Consider the following 18,714-nt stretch of genomic DNA (forward strand, 5'->3'; position numbering starts at 1 on the left):
GGAGAAGACGCGGGAAACGCCTCAGGCCGGCTCGGCCTCGTTGTCCGCGATCTGGAACTTGCGCATCTTCTCCCACAGCACCTTGCGGCTGATGCCGAGGCTGGCCGCCGTGTCCTGGCGGCGCCAGCTGTTGGCATCCAGCGCCGCCACGATGCGGCGGCGCTCCTCGGCCTCGCCGCGCCAGTCGGCGGTGCGCTCGTTGCCGTCGAACGCCCCCGGGCGCAGGCTGCGGAACAGCGGCCGGATGCGCGCCTCGTCCCAATGCCCGGTCTGCTGCACGGTGATGCCGACACGCTCGGCAAGGTTGCGCAGCTCGCGCACGTTGCCCGTGAAGAACGCCGTGCCCACCGCGCCCTTGAGCCAGTCCGGCACCGGCGGCAAGGCATCGAAGCCGGACGGCCCGAGCATCTGCTTGAGGAACGAGATCAGCAGCGCCACCTTGTCCACCGCGCCGCGCTCCTCCAGGCTGGGCAGCCGCAACTCGATCACCGCCAGGCGGAAATAGAGATCCGCGCGGAAGCGCCCTTGCGACACCGCCTCGCGCAGGTCCTTGTTGGTCGCCGCCACCAGGCGGAAGTCCAGCTTCACCGGCATGGTCGAACCCAGCCGCGTGAGCGCGTTCTCTTCCAGCACGCGCAGCAGCTTGACCTGCTGGAACAAAGGCAGGTCGCCGATCTCGTCGAGGAACAGCGTGCCGCCGTTGGCCTGCTCGAAGAAGCCGCGGTGGGCGAACATCGCGCCCGTAAACGCGCCCTTGGCGTGGCCGAAGAATTGCGACTCGAACAGGCCGTCGGGAATCGCGCCGCAATTCACGGCGACGAACGGCCCCTTGCCGTAGATGTTGTTGCGCTCGTGGAAAAGCTGCGCGATGCGCTCCTTGCCGGCGCCGGTCTCGCCGTACAACATGACATTGCTGCTGAAATCGGCAAACGTGTCGACCTGCGCCAGGAACTGCTGCATGGCCGCCGACTCCGCCACCAGCTCGGCGCCCGCGTTGCCGGTCTCGGTCGCGGCCAGCAACTGCGGCAGCAGCTTGCCGATCTGGTTGCGCAGGTCGGGGCCGGTGAAGTCGTCCGACAGGATGTGCGCGTATTCCGCCGGAAAACGCCCCGGATCGGTCTCGCGCCCCGGCGCCGCCACCCAGATCACGGGCATGCCGTGCGCGGCCTCCCAGTCCAGCGCGGTGAACTTGGCCGCGCCGATCACCGACACGCTGATCACCGCCACGCACGGCTTGGTGCGCGGCTCCGCCGGCAAGGCTTCCAGCGCGCCGGCGCGGATCACGTCTACCCCCAGCGGCGACAGGAACCGCGCCACGCGGTCGGCAATGTCGTACTTGCCTTCCCACACATAGACTTCAAGGCTCTCGTAGGCCCAGCGATCTGTTTTCATCTTTCTTCCGCCGTATCGCGATTCGCCTGTTGCATGGCTTTTTTCTTCGGAACTTCAGAACACCAGTTCGGCGTTGTTGCAGTCGATGCCGTTGAGCCAGAGGTCGGCATAGCCTAGCTGGATGCCGAGGGCGCTTAGCAGCGTGTTCAGCACGACATCCGGATTGAGCGCTGCCACCAGCGGCTGAAGTAGTGACGTCAAATCCAGTGGCACTTTCAGCAAGCCGAGGCCAAGTACATTTACCGTGGCAGTGGGTACGATCTTTCCGACAACCTGCTGAATCACGCCGCCTAGAACTTGCTGAGTCCCGACCCTCGCGGTGCCCCCCGGAGCAAGAGTAATCGTAGAGGAATTGACCGGCAGACTGCTTGGGCTCGCGGCGGCCGTCACCGTTACCTGAAGGACCGGGACCCCGAGTGCGCCGAGCAACGTCACATCGACCAGCGTCGCGTTGCTGGCACATCCGCTCCCGCTAGGGTTGGCCAGACAGGCCGTCACCGCCCCGGTCGTAACGCCGAGAGTCGCTCGACAATCACTGTTGGCTGCCGCGCACTGAATGTTCTGCAAGGATGCGGTCGCAGCGGCCACCTCGAGATATAGCGGCACGTGCAATTGCACGCTGATGATGCCATTTACGACGCCCGCGAGCCCATTGATGATTCCCAGAAGGAGCCCCGTTATGCCACTTCCCTTCTTGGTGTCCAGGCCGGTATCCACCAGCACATCAAGCCGCAGGCCCACCTGTTGTGCATTTGCCGCTGTTTGCCAGCCTGTGGGCGATCCGCTCAGTTGGCGGGCCGGCCCGGTTGCCATGACAGGTGGCTGCACAAGGAACAGTTGAGCGTCAAGCCCGGCAATGCCCGTCGCGCTCGACGGCACGCTGAGGGGCACACTAAGAGCTGCCTTTCCGTTGGCCACCTGCGCACCCAGGATCAACAGATTGGAAACGTTCAGCGCCACGTCCGCAGCCGACGATGCCGCTGGCGCCAATACGCCGAGATTGATCAGCTTGCCGAGCCCCACATCCACCTTCGCCCCGCCGATGCCGAGCTGCGTGGGCGGGCTCCCGAGCAAGACGGACAGCAGGCCGTCCTGGCCCGCCGCGCCTAACACCAGCGCGTAGAACTGCTGGATCGACAGTGACGTCTTGAGCAGTTCGTCAATGGAGCCCACGCCCAGCTTCAGCCGCAACTGGTCGAGCGTGACGTTGGCGTTGACCAGCCCGGGCCAGTCCAACGCGGAGACTTTCACTGAAGTTCCTAACAAGGAACTCAGCAAACTGCTGCCAGAATTGAAATCCAACAAGCCCGTGCCAACCGAAAACGACGCCACCGGAGGACTCGCATTGGCGATCGCCTCCGCGCGCAACTGGCGCGAGGTCCCCCCCGGAATCACGAACAGGATGGGCACGGTCTGCGTGACCACCACCTGCACCGCGTTGGCCGAGACCGACTGCGCGTTCGAGTCATAGCCCGCCTTGAAATGCCGCGCCGTATCCGTGCCGGACGTATAGGCCGGGTCCCACACGCCCATGCACACGTTCATGCCATCCGCGGCGCCGGCGGCCGGGCTCGCGCAGCCGGCCGCAGCCGCGCGCCCGTAGCCGTTCTGCGTGCCGGCCGCCTGCGTGGCGGCCAGCACGTTGGCCGAGACCGTGGCGGACGGCCCGGCCTGCTTGAGCTGCTGGGCGCCGGCCAGCGCGGCCATGTCGGCGACCTTCTGCAATTCCCGCTGGCGGTAGAACACATGGCCCACGTCGATGGACACCAGCGCGCCCACCGCCACCGTCACCAGCAGCAAGGCGCCCAGCACGCCGATGGCCCCGCGCTGCGCGCGCCCGCGCGCGCCGATGCAGGACGAGCCCATGCGGTTCATCGTCCGGCCGCTCCGGCCCCGCCGGCCGTCATGCCGCCGCCGCGCTGCGACGATGCCTGGCCGGTATAGAACTCGGGGATCGGATAGCTGAACGTCGCCATGTAGCGCGGATAGGACAGGGCGGCCTGCTCGCCCTGCAGCGGCTGCAGTTGTCCGCCCTGCGCGCCGCTGCGCTGGATCTCGAGGATATTGCGGGTGGCGGCGCCGATCTCCTGCCGCGCGGGGCGCGCCTGGCGCGCCGCCGGCGCTTCGGTCTGGGCACAGAGCGGGCCCGCGGCGAAGGCCGCCGCGGCGAGCGCCAGCCCGCGGCGGCAGGCGGCGGCGCGCAGGTTCTGCAATGTGGTGGTCCGTGTCATGGACATCTCCTGGATGCGCGCCCGCGTGGCGGGCAGCGCCTGGTGGCTCGGGAACGCCGCCGGCGCGGCGGCATGCCGTGCGTTCATGGCGTGGCCTGGCCGATGTCGGTCAGGCGCAGGTGGCTGGGGCCGGCCGCGCCGGCGCCGCCCGGCCCGGCGGCCGCCAGCGTCGGACCCTGCGCGGCCGCCGCGCGGGCGTATTGCGCGCTGGCGCGCCTGACGCGCTCGGCCTCCTGCAGCACGGCCTTGCGCGTGGCATCCGGCAGGCCGGCCTGCTGCATCAGCGATGCCGCCTGCTCGCGCTTGCCGTCGGCGGCCAGCCATACCGCCGCGTTGCTGACCACGCGCGGGTTCTTGCCGTCGAGCTGCAGCGCCTGCATGACGGGCACGCGCGCCTCGGCCAGCGCGCCGGTGCGCATCAGCGCGTAGCCGAGATCGTTGGCCACCTGCGGGTTGGTGGGATCGGCCTGCGCCGCGAGCCGGAATTCGGCGGCCGCGCCGGCAAAGTCGTTCTTGCGCCCGGCGATCAGCCCCAGGCCGTGGTACGCGCGCGCCTGCGCCGCGGTACCGGCAAGGCTGCGGTAGGCCTGCACGGCCTGCGCGTCCTGGCTGGTCTCGCGCAGCGCGTCCGCGCGCATCAGCGTCAGCTCGGGGTTGGCGCCGAAGCGTTTCTCGTACACGTCGATATGCGCGAGCGAGGCAAAGTACAGGCCCTCCTCCTGCATCTTGCCGATCAGGCCCAGGTAGACAGCCTTGTCGTCATAGCCGGCGCGGTCCTGCTTGTCGCGCAGCCTGGACAGCTCCACCTGGGCATCGGCCTGTTCGCTCATGCGGCTGGCCAGGCTGGCGCCGCAGCCCGACAGCGCCGCGGCGGCCAGCGCCGGCAGCAGCGCGCATGCCCAGCGGCGCACCGCGCCGGTCCTGCGGTCTCGTCCCTTCATCTCGTTCCCCCCGACAAATGCGTCAGCATCCGCGCCACGCCCAGGAAGCCGGGGCCGGCGGTGATGATCAGCAATACCGGCAGCATGGTCACCACCATCACCGCCGTCATCTTTACCGTGAGCTTGCCGACCTGCTCCTTCATGCGCGCCTTGCGCGTTTCCTGCAGGCGCAGCCCGAACTGGCGCAGCGGCTCCTGCACCGCGCCGCCGAAGCGGTCCACCTGGGTCAGCATGGTGATCAGGCCCTTGAGGTCCTCGCTGTCGAACAGCCGGCCGATGCGCTGCAGGGTCTGCTCGCGCGAACGCCCGGTGGCGAACTGCTGGTTGGCGCGCATCAGTTCCGGCCCCAGCACGCTCAGCATGCTGCCGAACTCCGCCACGATCACCTGCAGGCTCTGGTCGATCGACAGGCCCACGCCCTGCAGCAGACGCAGCATGTCGACCAGCACCGGCAACTCGTCCTCCAGCCGGCGCAGCCGGTTCGACGCGCGGCGCTGCAAGATCCATTTAGGCGCGAGGAAGGCCAGCGCGAAGACGGCGAAGGCCCAGAACGCGGCGCCGGTCAGGGACGGCAGGCGCCAGGCGAAGACCGCCGCGGCCAGCACGGCCGGCACCGATACGCGCAAGCCGCCGAATACGGCGCGGGCCTTGTCGCCATAGAAGCCGCATTGCTCCAGCAGGCGTTCTTCCTCGGCCGTGACCACGGCCTTGCCCAGCGGGGAATTCAGCCAGCGCTGGTCGAAGCGCTCGCTCAGCTGGCCGCCCAGCCGGGCGCCGATGCCGGTGCCGCCGCGCTGCGCCGGCGCGGGACCGGACGCCGGCACCGGCGCCGCAGCCGTGCCCTGCACCGGCGGCGCGGCCGCGGCGCTGGCCGCCGCGGCCTGGCGCGAGAGCGCCGCGTCGATGGTGCGCGTGGCGCGCTGGCGCTGGCGCCACTGGCCCACCAGCGGCACGGCAAGGGCCGCGATGCCCAGCGCGGCAAGGCCCAGGCTCAACGAGATCAGGGTGGTACCGTTCATGATCGCGCCGTCCCCTATACCGACCTGGCCAGGCGATAGAGCATGGCCGCCCCCATCACCTCGAGCGCCAGCGCCACCAGGAGCAACGTCTTGCCGCTGGGGTCGCGCCACATCATCATGATGTAGGCCGCGTTCATCACGAACATCATGCCGCCCACCACCAGCGGCAGCAGCCCCAGCACCCAGGCCGACAGGCGCGTCTCCGCGGACAGCGCATGCAGTTCCTGCTGGGCCTGCTCGCGGTCGCGCATGAAGGCCGCGGTGCGCTCCATCACGATATCGGCGCGGCCGCCGTAGCGCGTGGCCAGGCGCAGCACCGACGACAGCAGCATCAGTTCGTCCACGCGGTAGACACGCGCCACCTGCAGGACTGCCTGGTCCAGCTCCTTGCCGGCGCGCTGCAGGTGGATGGCCTGCACCAGGCACTGCCGCAGCGGCGGCTCGGTGTTGCCGATGGCGGTCTGGAAGGCGGCCGGCACGCTGCTGCCGATGCTCATCATGCGCACCACCGCGTCGAGGAACGCCGGCAGTTGCCGGCGCAGCTTCTGGCCGGCGCGGCGCGCGCGGTTCCACAGCAGGAAATAGAGCAGCAGCAGCGTGACGAACAGCGCCGTCACCGCCGCCAGCACGCCGCCGACGGTGGCGGCCGACAGCGCCACGCACGCGACCAGCGCGCCGCACAGCGTGTAGCCTCGCCGCGTGGGCACCACGTCGGCCCGGCGCAGCAGTTCTTCCCAGCGCCGGCGCAGGTCGTTGCGCTTCTTGCCGGCCTGCGGCTCGGGCGCGGCCGCGTAGCGCGCCTTGACCTGCTCGGTCTGCGCGCGCAGGAAGGCGCGCGCGCTCTCGTCCTGCGCGCGTGCGCGGGCGCTGGCCAGCAACAGCAGGCCAGCGCCCAGCACGACGAGCGCGGCCGAGGCGACGGCCAGGGCAGCGCTAGACATCGAAGCGGTCGTCGAGACCGAAGCCGGCCGCCGGGCGCATGCGCGCCAGCTTGGGCGAATGCGGCAGGATGCCCAGCGACAGCCAGCGGTCCACCTCGGTGCCGTCGGGCCCGACGTAGGGCTCGTGGCGGAACAGCTCCTGCGTGGAGATGATGTTGTCGCCCAGGCCCGTCACCTCGGTGACCGAGAGGATGCGGCGCTTGCCGTTGGACAGCCGGCCGATCTGCACGATGAAGTCGACCGCGTTGGCGATCTGCCGGCGCAGGCTGGACTCGCTGCCCTGGAAGCCGGCGAAGCCGGCCAGCATCTCGAGCCGGTACAGGCATTCGCGCGGGCTGCTGGAGTGGATCGTGCCCATGGAGCCATCGTGGCCGGTGCTCATGGCCTGCAGCATTTCCAGCACCTCGCCGCCGCGCACTTCGCCCACGATGATGCGGTCCGGCCGCATGCGCAGGCTGTTGCGCAGCAGGTCGCGGATCGACACCACGCCGGTGCCCTCGAAGCCGCCGGGCCGGCTCTCCAGGCGCACCACGTGCGGGTGGTTCAGCGCCAGCTCGGCGGTGTCTTCAATCGTGATCACGCGCTCGCTGTCGGGCACGAAGGTGGCCAGCGCGTTGAGCAGCGAGGTCTTGCCGGAACTGGTGCCGCCGCTGACCAGGATATTGCAGCGCGCCTTGACCGCGGCCTCGAGCAGCTCGTTGACCTCCGGGCTCATGGTGCCCAGCGCCTGCAGGTCCGCCGGCGTGAGCGGATCCTTGCGGAACTTGCGGATCGACACCACCGGGCCGGCAAGCGCCAGCGGCGGGATCACCACGTTGATGCGGCCGCCGTCCGGCAGGCGCGCGTCGACCATCGGATTGGACTCGTCCAGCCGGCGCCCGATCGGCGCCAGGATGCGGCGCACGATGCGCAGCAGGTGGCCGTTGTCGGCGAAGCGCACCGGGATGCGCTCCAGCACGCCGTGGCGGGAGACGTACACGTCGAGGTGGCCGTTGACGAGAATGTCCTCCACCGCCGGATCGTTGAGCAGGTCCTCGATCGGGCCGAAGCCGGCCAGCTCCTTGGTCAGCGCCTCGGCGATCTGGTGCAGCTCGACCTCGTTGATCGGGATCCGGCGCAGCCGCGTGAAGCTTTCCAGCTCCAGGTCCACGAAGCGGTTGATCGCGGTGCGCGACCAGCGCCCGAACTCCGCGCCGAGCTCCTCGATCCGGGTGAGCAGGTGCTCGTGGGCCGCCTCCTTGATGTTCTGGAATTCCTGCGAGGCAGGAAACGGGGCGGCGGCGTTGTCGGAGAATTCAATGGCTTGCGACATGTCAGTTCCCAGCCCGCTCAGTGCGCAACGCGCGCATGGCGCGCAGCGCTTCGGGCAGCTTTTCTTTTACCCGGCCCAGCAAGCCGGCTTCGCTTGCGGTGCCGGCACGGTATCCCAGCTTGTCCACCAGCTGGCCAATGGCACGGACATACGGATCGGCGGGGCTGTCGTCGGCCAGCACCACGCCACGGTTGAGCGCCAGCACCAGCGGCTCGCGCCGGTCCGGCAAGGTGCCGACCGACGTGGCCTCGAGCCGTTGCGCGATCTGCTGCGCATCCACGCCCAGGCGCGCGTCGAAACGCGACACCAGCAGGTGCAGGTCCTCCCGTTCCACTTCGCGCTTCTTCAACTCCTGCAACAGCTCGGCCGCCGAGACGATGGCGCCCACGCTCTGGTCCACCATCAACAGCACCGTATCGGCGGCCTTGACCAGATGCGCCATGAACTCGATATTGCTGAACCCGCCCAGGTCCACCACCTGCAGGTCGAAGAAGGCGCGCAGGCGGTTCAGCAGCCCCAGCGCCTCCATGAAGGAGATGTCGCGCAACTCCGCCAGCGTGGCCGGCAGCGGCAGCACCGCCACGCCATTGCCATGCCGCGCCAGCGCGGTCTGCACGAAGACCTGGTCGAAGCGCCGCAGGTTGCGCACGCCCTCGACGAAATGAAACGCGGGGTTGATGTTCATGTAGAGCGAGCCGTCGCGCGCCGGCAGGCCCAGGTCCATCAGCAGCACCTCGCCGTGGCAGCGCTTGCGCGCCGCCGCGGCCAGGTTGGTCGCCAGCGTGGTCGCGCCCACGCCCACGCGCGCGCCGAGCACCGCCACCACCTTGCCGCGCCGGGCCGGCTCGGCCTGCCCGCGCACGGTCAGCAGCCTGCGCACGATCTCCACCGCGCCGCCCGGCGGCGCGGTCATGTCGATGAAGTCCCTGGCGCCGCCACGCAGCGCCGCCAGCATGATCTCCGGCTCGCCGGCATTGCCCACCGCCACCAGCGGCAGCCCCGGATAGAGCCGCGTCACCTGCTCGGCCAGCCGGCTCGAGGCCAGCGCCTGCTCACGCGAAAAGTGCAGGAACACCATGCCCGGGTTGTTCGTGGCGATCTGTTCCAGGAACACGTCCGGCGGGCCGGGCTCGACCGCCAGCCGCCCCAGGCTGGCAAGCGCGCCCGCCAGCCATTGCCGTGGCTCGGGCTGTGCCGCGTTGAAGAGGAAATAGCCCATCTGCGTCTGCCGCTCCGTGCCCTCGTCCGCCGCGCCGAGGTTCATTTCGAGAAGCCTGGCAAGGTCGGATCGACGTATTCGCCCAGCACATACCAGCCCCACACATTGGGGTTGCCGCTGGTGCGGCCGTCCTCGGCGACCGCGGCCACCGCCGCCGCGCCCTTGGCCAGGGGCCGCACCAGGCGCGGCGTGACCACGATCATCAGCTCACGGTCCTCCTGGTTGAAATTCAGGTTGCGGAAGAAGGTGCCGATGATCGGCAGATCGCCGAGGAAGGGCACCTTGTTCACGTTGCTGATCGTATTGCGGCTGACCAGCCCGCCGATCACGAAACTTTCGCCGTCGCCCAGCTCCACCGTGGTGTCGGCGCGGCGCGTGACGATGGCCGGCACCACCGTGCCGTTGATCGAGACGCCGCGCGACGGATCGAGATCGCTGGCTTCCGGCGCCACCTTCAACGCGATGCGGTCCTTGGACATCACCGTGGGCGTCACCGTCAGGCCGATGCCGAACGGCTTGAACTGGATGGTGGTGGTGCCCAGCGCCTGCGGCACCGGGATGGGAATCTCGCCGCCGGCGAGAAAGCTCGCGCTCTGCCCCGACAGCGATACCAGGCTCGGCTCGGCCAGCACGCGCGCCATGCCGTTGCTTTCCAGCAGGCTCAGGTTGGCGAAGATGCCGCGCGAGAACGAAGCCGCGACCAGGTTGAAGGCGCTGCTGATCGGCAAGCTGACGTCCGTGCTCAGCGACCCGGTGCCGTTCGAGCCCGGCGTGAAGGTGAACTTGTTGAGCGACGACGGCGAGAACGTGCCGAAGGCGAAGCCGCCGTTGTTGCGATAGAAATTGAAGCCGACTTCCTTCAGCACCGTCTTGCTGATCTCCACCACCTTCACGTCCACCTGCACGGTGCCGCTGGCGGGAATGGTCGAGCGGTCGGCCACCACGCCACCCTTGCCTTCCGCCGTGGCGGTAGCCGCGCGCGCCAGTTGCTGGGTGCGCCAGGCCGACTGCGCGTCGCGCGATTCGCCGCTGATGGTGGCGCCCGCGCCCGACACGGCCACATCGGCGCCGCCGGTCTCCGCCGTGGCCGCGTCCACCTGCACATGGATCGTCCGCGCGGGCTCGCCGCGCGCCCACACCATCAGGTCGGTCGCGCCGGGCTTCTTGGCGACCACCAGGACGCCGTTGCTGCCGGCACGGTTCTTGAGCAGCAGCGCGTCGGCCACCGCCGGATTGCCGATGGCCACGCGCTCCAGCGGCTGGGCCATCTGCAGCTGGCGCTGGCTGCCGACCACGAGCCTCAGCTCGCGCGGGCTCTCCGCCTGCTGCGCCCAGGCAGCGGAAACGGTGCAGCAGACGGCAAGGGTGGCCGCGCCGGCAAGAAGGGATTTCATCAATCGGCTATCCAGATGGTATGACTGCCCGAAAAGCGCCGCGGCCTGCCGCGACGCCTTGCTTCATTCGATCTCGCGCTTGCCGCCGCGGATCACCTCGACACTGTTCTGCGCCACGCTGCTCGCCACGCGGGGCCGCTGCGCCGGCACGGCAGGCGCTGCCACCGGGGCCGGCCTGAGCGCGGCCTGCTCGTGCCGGACAGCGCCGGACGCCACGCCGGTGAGGCTTGCCAGCGCCACGCCGGCCGCGGCACGGTCGGAAGCCGTAAGCACGGCCGGCGCGCCGCCGGACGGCAGCCTGGCCTGCAGCATGGACGGCGGCTCGGAGAACAGGTTCTCGGTCGGCACGCTGCCGTCTTCCGGATTGCGCAGCGCCAGCAGCAGGCGCCCGGTCTGCTGCCCCAGCGCCAGCTTGCCGACGTCGGCCACGGGCACCGCCAGCACGGCGGTCTTGGCGCCCTCGCGGCGCGTCATCATCTGATCCGGCGCGGGCTTGGCAGCCTCGACCACGGTGCCCGCGCCGTAGGCCAGCACGCGCAGGCGCGCCAGCAGCATGCGCGCCTGGCTGCCGTCGATTTCCTGGCCATCGCGGCGGAACACCGCGAACACGTCGACGAAGTCGCCGGGCTGCACCTGGTTGCCCACGCCGATCACCTCATCGACGGCGACGGCCACCGCGCGCTCGCCCTCCTTTACCTGCGAAGCGAGGCCGGCGAGCAACTGGCTTTCGAGCACGGGCACGTTCGCGCCGATGCCGACCAGCGGAATCTGCCCGGCCACGCGCGCCACGTCGGTGTAGGCGCCGGCCGGGTTGATCGGCAACTGCTCCACCTTGAGCGCGTCCGCGGGAACGGGCTTGCCTGCTTCGATCGGCTTGACGGTGACCACCACGGGATGCAGCTCGGCGGTGGCGGCCACCGGCTCGGCCGGCTTGGCCGGCGTGCGCGCCACGCGCCATGCCAGCAACGCCAGCAGCGCCGCGAGGACGAGCAGCGCGATGGCGAGCACGCGAATCTGTTTGCTGGTCATGTGGGGTCTCTGGTTGACGTAAATGAAGCGCTACTCCACTGCGAACCGGCACGCGATGCCGTTAGGGGGCGCCATGTATGTATTGAGTTCATATTCGCATTCATGTGTCAGGCGATAGTTGCACCGTCGCACTGCCGGTAAGCGTGGCGGGGATGGGCACCCCCGGCATTACCGGAAGAATGGAATTGGAAGGCAGATTCAAGGTGACCCTGACGCAAACCGATCCCCCTGGATTGGCGCAGGAGATCACTTTTGCAATGTCGGATGTGGAAATAGAGTTGCGAATCGATGTGGGCAACATGGCAAGTGCTGTTGCAGAAGCCGCCCCCACTCTCAATGACTGCGTCGCCGCTGCATTGTTGCCGGCGGCACCGCTTGGATAACGCAGGGCCGCTCGCGCGCCTTCCTCGGCCGCCAGCGTGAGCATCTGCTGCAAGGCCAGCACCATGCCGAAATAGACGATACCCATCACTATCGCCAACAGTATAGGCAACAGGATGGCGAATTCGAGCGCTGCCGCACCGGAAGACCGCGTCGGTTCGGCGTAGATTCCCCGCAATAACATACTTCACCCGGTTGTCTTTTACTTTTTGCGCCGACCGGTGGCGCGAACGCATGGCGGCGGCCAAGTAACCGCCATCCGCACGGCGACTACCTTCCCGACACCATCCAGATCAGCAGGCCGATCGCAAGATAAGCGGCATAGGGAATCCCGCGTGCTCCGGCGGTCCGCCGAGTCGAGCTAAGTGTCTTCGCACCGACTGGCAGTTGCAGTAGATTCATGACATGGTCTCGCCATATGGCCCAGCCTGCAGTGGCTTGGACACGTACCGCCAAGGCATGCACCAAAGCCAGCACGTTACCAACCACCCACACCGTCACCAGCCCTAATGGGCCGGTGATGAGGCCTGTCACTGCGAAAAACTTGACGTCACCTGCGCCCATCATCCCAAGTGCGTAGACGGGCAGCATGACAAGAAATCCGAGTACGAAGCCGAGCAGGTGTGACAGTAGGCCGGAATCCGGAACGTGCCCGAACAGCAACACCAAGCCGACGGCCACAAGGGTGGCAGCCAGCACAGCATTGGGTACTTTCCGGAAAGCTAAGTCGGACCAGATCGTCGCCGCGCAGAACAGCACGGCAATTACGCCGATCACTTAGCTACCCGTTCCCGCCTGTGGCAAGAATAGAAGTGACTTTGTTACTCAAACGAGTAAAGAGTTGACCGATATCGGTGCCGAGTTGGCCTGCTGAGACGACGAGTGCCAATGAAATCAACCCCACAATCAACCCGTACTCAATTGCGGTAGCACCCCGTTCGTCCCTGATGAAGCGCGCCAAAGCCTTTTTCATGATGTCACTCCGTATTGTTTATATCGTTACCCAGCGTCCGCTTACCCCTCCGACGCCGCCGGGCTCTCGTGGCCTGGCTAGTATCGAGCAGTAACACTGGTGAGAGAATTTATAGATCAAAGCCATGTATCAACCATACCCCCCCTTGGAGTTATAGTTGTCTCAGCTTAATGGCTGACGCCCGTTTGAAAACAGCCGGTTTTTAAAGAGCGGAACCACTAATTGCGCCGGATGCCACACCCGTTCGGGTGAGCCGTTCCGGCGCCATGGTGTAAAAGGATGCGCAGCCGCGGGGTAAGGACGACTGCGCACCGTAAAGACAGAATTAAATAAAACTTTTATCAGTGTGAAGTCAGGCCGCCGAGCAAATTCGGCAAACCGGGCAAAGCGCCGCCGGTTCCGGTATTTCCGGTAGCGCCCGTTGCCGTATTGCGCAGGCCGCCAAGCAATCCGGTGACAGGCGCAAGCAGGCCGGTCACCGGCGCGAGGGCACCCGCGGCGCCGTTGCCGCCGCCGGAGCCGCCGGCCACCTGGCCGACGATCGGGAGGTTGCCGAGCAGGCCGCCGAGCGGATTGCCGCTGCCGCCACCGGCAGCCCCGCCGAGGCCCGGCAGGTTGAGCAAGCCGCCGAGCGGGTTGGCAGCGCCGCCGGAGCCGGGGCCGTTGACGACGCCGCCGGCCGCGGCAACGGTCTTGCCGGCTTCGGTCACGACACCGCCGAGGCTGGACACGATCGGTGCGTGGGTATTGGTGATCAGGCTGCCACCGCTGGCCACCGAGTTGCCGAGCGTGGCCAGCAGGTTGCTGAGCGGGCCGCCGACGCCGGTAGCGCCGCCGGCCATCTGCGTGGCGTCGGTGAGCTGCGTGGTCAGCGGCACGATGGCCTTGCTCACGCTGCCCGTCACCTGCGCGACGGGACCGGTCGACAGGGCCTGGCCGAGCGTGCCGCCGGCCATCGTCACCACGCCGCCGACCTGGTTGACCAGCCCGCCCACCGGCGTGGTCACCGCACCCAGCGGCGCAAGCGGGCCGGTGCCCAGGCTGCTCACCAGGTCGCCCGCGCTCGATACCGTGACGCCCGCCTTCTGCACGACGTTGCCGGTGCTCGCCACCGTCACGCCGAGCGGGTCCGCAACCGCGCCCATCTTGCCCAGCCCGTCGCGCACGCCCACGCCAAGCGCGCCGACCGTGTCGCCGGCATTCACCACCACGCCGCCGAGACTGTTGCGCGTGGCCTCCGGCACCAACGGCAGCGGCGCGTTCTGGATCTGCTTGCCGATATCGCTCACCGCGTTGCCCGCGGCGATGACCGTGTTGCCCACGCCTTCGGTGACCTTCGCCGTGGGCGTGGTGTCCGTGCTGGCGGGCGTGGTCGGGGTGGTGGGCACCGTGGGCGTGGTCGGTGCGGCGGGGCTGGCGCCGCTGCCGGACCCGCCGGAGGAACAGCCGGCCAGCAGCATGAGTGCGGCAGCACAGGCAAGAGTCACGGCCGACATCGGGGCGTATTGCGCTTTCATGGGAATCTCCTGGTCTTCCTCGTGGAAGGTTGTTCTGGCGGTTGTTCTGCGAACGGCTTTCTGATTGGCTCGGGGACGATGCTCACGGCGCCCGGCGTCGTTGCTGCGCGATGCGCGGTGCTTGTCGGATGCCATTACCGCAAGCTGCGTGCCACCCGCGCGGCACACCTCGGGCCGGCGCCGCGGGGCAGCCGCGTGGGCCGCCGCAAACCGTTGCGGCATGCGGCTCGGCGCGCCGCCGGCAGGCAGCGCGCCACGCGCCGGGGCGTTGCGGCCGCGCGGCCGCAGCGTGTTACGTGCTACGTAACGTGTTCCCTCGCGATGTTTCCCGCGCCGGCATCCCTTCGTTTTTCCGCGCGGCGCCCGCAGGCCGGCGTTGTTCCTCGCGCGGGCCGCCGCGTTACGTAACGCGTAACGCGGGAAGGCCTCGCACGGCGTCCATGTCTGGTCCTTTTCCGGCCATGTCTCATCCTCGCCAAACCCATGCGTGGCAAGGCCTGGAGAGATTCCGGAGGGCACCGCGCGGGCATGCCGGCACGCTCTGGCACACCCTTTGCGCAATGGAGTGCCAACACGGCGAGCCAAAGCGCCCCGTGATTTAAACGACGGGAAAAAAGGAAAAAGGTCATGCGTACTCAACAGGTCATCGTCACCGCCCTGCTCGGCACCCTGCTGGCACTCGGCGGCTGCGCCAGCGGCAGCGGTACGACTTCGATGGACACCGGCAGCGGCGCGGGCAACAACGCCGGCGCGGGCGGCGGAAACAACGGCGGGAATAACGGAGGCAACAACGGCGGCAATAACGGCGGCAATAACGGCGGCAATAACGGCGGGAACAACGGTGGGAACAATGGCGGCAACAACGGAGGCAATAACGGTGGCAATAACGGTGGCGACAATGGCGGCGGTACCACGCCCGCCGCGCTGACGCCGACCAGCCAAGTCGTCAAGCAGGTCGGCAACGTGGTGACCACCACCGGCAATGTCGTGAGCGACCTCGGCACGCAGATCAAGAACACCAACCTGCCGATCCTCTCCACCGAATCGAAGAATGGCCTGGGCGGCGTGGTCGGCTCGCTCGGCGCGGCGGTGAGCACGCTGGGCACGGGCGTGCAGGACGGGCTGGGCAACATCCCCAATGCCGCCAACCCGCTCGGCACCACGGTGGCCAGCACCGGCAGCGTGGTGAGCCAGGTGGGCAACGCCGTGACCAACGCGGGCGAGCTGGTCGGCGGGCTGGGCAGCGGCCCGCTGGCACCGCTGGGCGCGGTGACCACGCCGGTGGGCTCGCTGGTGTCGCAGCTCGGCACTGCCGTCAACGGCGCGGGCGGCAAGCTCGGCCAGGCGCTCTCGACCGGTCCGGTGGAGCAGGTGACCGGCGGCGTGAGCAAGCTGATCGTGCCGCTGACCTCGCAGCTCACCAACGCCACGCAGACGCTCGGCGCGGCCACCGGCCTCGGCGCGCCCGTGAACAACCTGCTGGCGACGCTGGGCGGCGGCATTGCGCAGGCAGGCAACACGGTCAAGCAGACCAACACGCCGGTGGTGTCCGGCGTCGGCGGCATCGTGGCCAACGCGGGCGGCACGGTGGCGGCGCTTGGCGGCGCCGTCTACAACCCGAGCGGCAGCGCGGGCGGCAATCCGCTGGCGCCCGTCACCGGGCTGCTGGGCGGCCTCGCGGGCGGCCTTGGCGGCGGCAGCGGCACAGGCAACCCGCTCGCGCCGGTCACGGGCCTCGTTGGCGGCCTCACCGGCGGCCTCGGCGGACTCGGTGGCGGTGCCGGCGGCGCGGGCAACCCGCTCGCGCCCGTCACCGGCCTGGTCAGCAGCCTCACCAGCGGTCTCACCAGTGGCCTCGGCGGCGCGGCCGGCGGCGGCGCGGGCAATCCGCTCGCGCCGGTCACGGGCCTGGTCAGCGGCCTGGTGGGCGCGGTTTCCGGCGCGGCCGGCAACGCGGCCGGTGCGGGCGGTGCGGGCGGTGCGGGCGGCAATCCGCTGGCGCCCGTGACCGGCCTCGTTGCCGGGCTGACCGGCGGCAACGGCGCGGGCAGCGGCGGCAACGCGGGTGGCAACAAGCCGCTCGCGCCGGTGACCGGCCTGGTGGGCGGACTGCTCGGCGGCCTCGGCAACCTCGGCGGCAAGCGCTGATCGCCGCCTGCGCGGCAACCACGCATGCCGTGCCTTGACAGGCAACGGCATGCGAAATACAAGAGTTGGCGCGGCGCCAGCCGCCCGACACAAGAGAACGCGATGGCCAGCAGTACCGCCGGGAATAGCGGCCCCCCGGCGCGATTGGCACGGCGCGTGACAGCCGCAAGCAGGTTTAACGGAATCCAGGGGTAAGACCATGACGCACACACGCCTGCGCGCCGCCGCCTTCGTGCTCGGCCTCGCCGCTTGCCACGGCGCCTGCGCGGAGCCGCGCAGCCCGGTCCAGGGCGATCCCACGCAGACCCTGCCGAGCATCGCGCCGGCGCGGCCTCCCGAAAGCAACGTCACGGTCCAGGTGGAGCGGCCCGATTCGGCGCTGCAGAATCTGCTGTCGAGCAAGCTCACCCCGCAACGCTTCCAGATCGAAGGCGGGAAGACCATCCCGTTCGCGGAAATCGCCGCGAAGTTCGCGCCGCTCGCGGGCAAGGAAATCACGGTGGCGCAGCTGCTGGAAGCGGCCAACGCGGTCACCGCCATGTACCAGCAGCGCGGCTACCCGCTGTCCTTCGCCTTCGTGCCGGCGCAGACGTTCGAGAACGGCAATGTGCTGGTCACGGTGGTGGAAGGACACGTCGCCACGGTCACCGTGCGCGGCGAGGCGGGGCCTGCCGAAGGCCGCCTGCGCGCCATCGCCGAGAAGCTGAAGGAAGACACGCCGCTGCGCCGCGAGACCTTCGAGCATTACGTCAACGTGCTGGCGCTGCAGCCGGGCGTGCAGGTGGCGGCCACCGTGCAGCCGCCGCAGACCACCGACGGCGCCTGCGAAATGGTGCTCGACGTCAAGCGCAAGCCCTTCGCGTTCGGCACCGCGCTGGATTACCGCTCGCCCGGCATCCGCGGCATCTTCACGGCCACCACCAACAGCCTCACGCCGCTGGGCGAGCAGTTGTCGGTCTCCGCGCTGGCGCCGAAGGGACCTGACCACGAGGAATACTACGTGGCCAGCTACGGCCAGCCGATCGGCACCGAAGGCATGATCGCGCGGCTGAGCGCGTCGCACTACCGCGGCGTGCCGGAAAACGGCACGCTGGCGCCGCTCGGCTTCGACACGCGCTACGTGAACGACACCAAGCGCCTGGGCGGCACGCTGAGCTATCCGGTCATCCTCAACAACGCGCATTCGCTCACGGCCACCGGCGGGGTCTACGCCAACGACCAGTTCGAGCGCTACACGCAGGCCGGCACCGACCGCCAGATCGCGCTGACCACCCACGTGCGCGTGCTGAGCGCGGAACTGGCCTACGTGCAGCGGCAGGAGGGCCAGACGCGTAGCGCCACGCTCGGCGTCTACAAGGGCATCGACGCGCTCGGGGCGCTGCGCGAGAACAACGTCAACGACCTGAGCTTCCTGCGCACGCGGCTGGTGGTGTCGCAGGCGACCGACCTGCCGCTGGGCTTCGGCGTGGCGGTGTCGGCGGCGGGGCAGTACAGCGCCCAGCGCCTCGCATCGAGCGAGCAGATCAGCTTCGGCGGGCGCTTCTTCGGCCTGGGCTACCCGCCCGGCGAAGTAGCGGGCGACAAGGGCTGGGGCGCGTCGGCGGAGATCAACCGGCTGTTCACGCCGGGGCTGACCTACCTGAAGACCATCCAGCCCTATGTGTGGTTCGACATGGCGCGCGTGTATTCGAACAGCCTGTCGCTGGTGCACCGCACGCTGTCCTCGGTCGCCATCGGCCTGCGCTTTTCCGACCGCCGCTATTACTCGCTGGACCTGTCGGTCGCGCAGCCGGTCGGCGACAAGCCGGTCAATGCCGCGCGGCGCTCGCCGCGGCTGAACGCAACCTACTCCTACCAGTTCGAATGATCGCGCGGACGAGGGCGTGGCGGCAGCGGCACTTCCTCGCCCAAATCCCTATCAAGTCTCGGCAATCTCGCTGATTGCACGTCCATTCCCCACCTTCCCCGCCGCGATGGCCATGCAGGGAGGTCTCGCCATGGCTGGAATCGGCAGGCATGCGCGCACGGCGCAAAAATCACTTTCTGTTCCCTGCATGTAACTCTTTGTGTACACGATGTTCACCTGTACGCCTTGACGTACATATGAAAACAAAATGATAATTCCTCTCATTCTCAGTATTGTTTATGAAAATCGAGGGAATCGTGCAGACTGTTGCTGTAATAGGGAAGAATAAAAAACATCACATTCCGCGCCTG

General features: G+C 68.6%; 16 protein-coding genes. 2 read left to right on the plus strand and 14 right to left on the minus strand.

Translation table 11 applies throughout. The annotated features are described in order from the left end of the window. Positions 1-21: 21 nt before the first annotated feature. The 14 genes from ACKI2N_RS33750 to ACKI2N_RS33815 all read right to left on the minus strand — a co-directional run bounded on the left by ACKI2N_RS33750 (position 22) and on the right by ACKI2N_RS33815 (position 14,349). Positions 22-1,392, minus strand: coding sequence for a sigma 54-interacting transcriptional regulator (locus ACKI2N_RS33750; RefSeq protein ID WP_420998137.1), 1,371 nt, complete (start codon positions 1,390-1,392; stop codon positions 22-24). A 54-nt stretch (positions 1,393-1,446) separates the two neighbouring features. Further along, positions 1,447-3,267, minus strand: a complete 1,821-nt coding sequence (locus ACKI2N_RS33755) for a TadG family pilus assembly protein (protein ID WP_420998136.1) — start codon at positions 3,265-3,267, stop codon at positions 1,447-1,449. Next, entirely contained in the window at positions 3,264-3,710 is a 447-nt protein-coding gene (locus ACKI2N_RS33760; protein ID WP_420998135.1) for a DUF3613 domain-containing protein, read from the minus strand. Before ACKI2N_RS33760 ends, ACKI2N_RS33755 begins: the two co-directional genes overlap by 4 nt. Beyond that, a complete protein-coding gene (locus ACKI2N_RS33765; RefSeq protein WP_426990916.1) occupies positions 3,707-4,564 on the minus strand; it encodes a pilus assembly protein TadD in 858 nt (285 codons plus the stop codon). The genes ACKI2N_RS33760 and ACKI2N_RS33765 overlap by 4 nt, the downstream gene beginning before the upstream one ends. Further along, a complete protein-coding gene (locus tag ACKI2N_RS33770) occupies positions 4,561-5,583 on the minus strand; it encodes a type II secretion system F family protein (RefSeq protein WP_420998133.1) in 1,023 nt (340 codons plus the stop codon). The genes ACKI2N_RS33765 and ACKI2N_RS33770 overlap by 4 nt, the downstream gene beginning before the upstream one ends. 14 nt (positions 5,584-5,597) lie before the next feature. Further along, positions 5,598-6,524 (minus strand): type II secretion system F family protein, encoded by a 927-nt coding sequence (locus ACKI2N_RS33775; RefSeq protein WP_420998132.1) that lies wholly within the window; start codon positions 6,522-6,524, stop codon positions 5,598-5,600. Next, positions 6,517-7,836 carry a CpaF family protein gene (locus ACKI2N_RS33780; protein WP_420998131.1) on the minus strand — a complete coding sequence of 440 codons (1,320 nt, stop codon included), beginning with the start codon at positions 7,834-7,836 and terminating at the stop codon, positions 6,517-6,519. Before ACKI2N_RS33780 ends, ACKI2N_RS33775 begins: the two co-directional genes overlap by 8 nt. A 1-nt stretch (position 7,837) precedes the next feature. Then, entirely contained in the window at positions 7,838-9,055 is a 1,218-nt protein-coding gene (locus ACKI2N_RS33785; protein WP_420998156.1) for a pilus assembly protein, read from the minus strand. Positions 9,056-9,096: 41 nt separating this feature from the next. Next, the gene (locus ACKI2N_RS33790) at positions 9,097-10,449 is read right to left on the minus strand and encodes a type II and III secretion system protein family protein (protein WP_420998130.1); all 1,353 of its coding nucleotides are present in this window, start codon (positions 10,447-10,449) and stop codon (positions 9,097-9,099) included. A 63-nt stretch (positions 10,450-10,512) separates the two neighbouring features. Further along, positions 10,513-11,478, minus strand: a complete 966-nt coding sequence (gene cpaB, locus ACKI2N_RS33795; protein ID WP_420998129.1) for a Flp pilus assembly protein CpaB — start codon at positions 11,476-11,478, stop codon at positions 10,513-10,515. A 100-nt stretch (positions 11,479-11,578) separates the two neighbouring features. After that, positions 11,579-12,043 carry a TadE/TadG family type IV pilus assembly protein gene (locus ACKI2N_RS33800; protein ID WP_420998128.1) on the minus strand — a complete coding sequence of 155 codons (465 nt, stop codon included), beginning with the start codon at positions 12,041-12,043 and terminating at the stop codon, positions 11,579-11,581. Positions 12,044-12,129: 86 nt separating this feature from the next. Then, positions 12,130-12,636: an A24 family peptidase gene (locus ACKI2N_RS33805; protein ID WP_420998127.1), complete on the minus strand. Its 507-nt coding sequence runs from the start codon at positions 12,634-12,636 to the stop codon at positions 12,130-12,132. Between the two features lie 4 nt (positions 12,637-12,640). After that, on the minus strand, positions 12,641-12,832 hold the full coding sequence (locus ACKI2N_RS33810; protein ID WP_420998126.1) for a Flp family type IVb pilin: 192 nt from the start codon (positions 12,830-12,832) through the stop codon (positions 12,641-12,643). Between the two features lie 341 nt (positions 12,833-13,173). Next, a complete protein-coding gene (locus ACKI2N_RS33815; protein WP_420998125.1) occupies positions 13,174-14,349 on the minus strand; it encodes a collagen-like triple helix repeat-containing protein in 1,176 nt (391 codons plus the stop codon). A gap of 627 nt (positions 14,350-14,976) precedes the next feature. Between ACKI2N_RS33815 and ACKI2N_RS33820 the strand changes: the two genes are divergently transcribed. Further along, complete coding sequence (locus ACKI2N_RS33820; RefSeq protein ID WP_420998124.1) at positions 14,977-16,497, plus strand: collagen-like triple helix repeat-containing protein; 1,521 nt, start codon at positions 14,977-14,979, stop codon at positions 16,495-16,497. 199 nt (positions 16,498-16,696) lie between these two features. Further along, entirely contained in the window at positions 16,697-18,364 is a 1,668-nt protein-coding gene (locus tag ACKI2N_RS33825) for a ShlB/FhaC/HecB family hemolysin secretion/activation protein (protein ID WP_420998123.1), read from the plus strand. Positions 18,365-18,714 lie beyond the last annotated feature (350 nt).

The sequence above is a fragment of the Cupriavidus sp. 30B13 genome, from assembly GCF_049059565.2.
Classification (GTDB): domain Bacteria; phylum Pseudomonadota; class Gammaproteobacteria; order Burkholderiales; family Burkholderiaceae; genus Cupriavidus.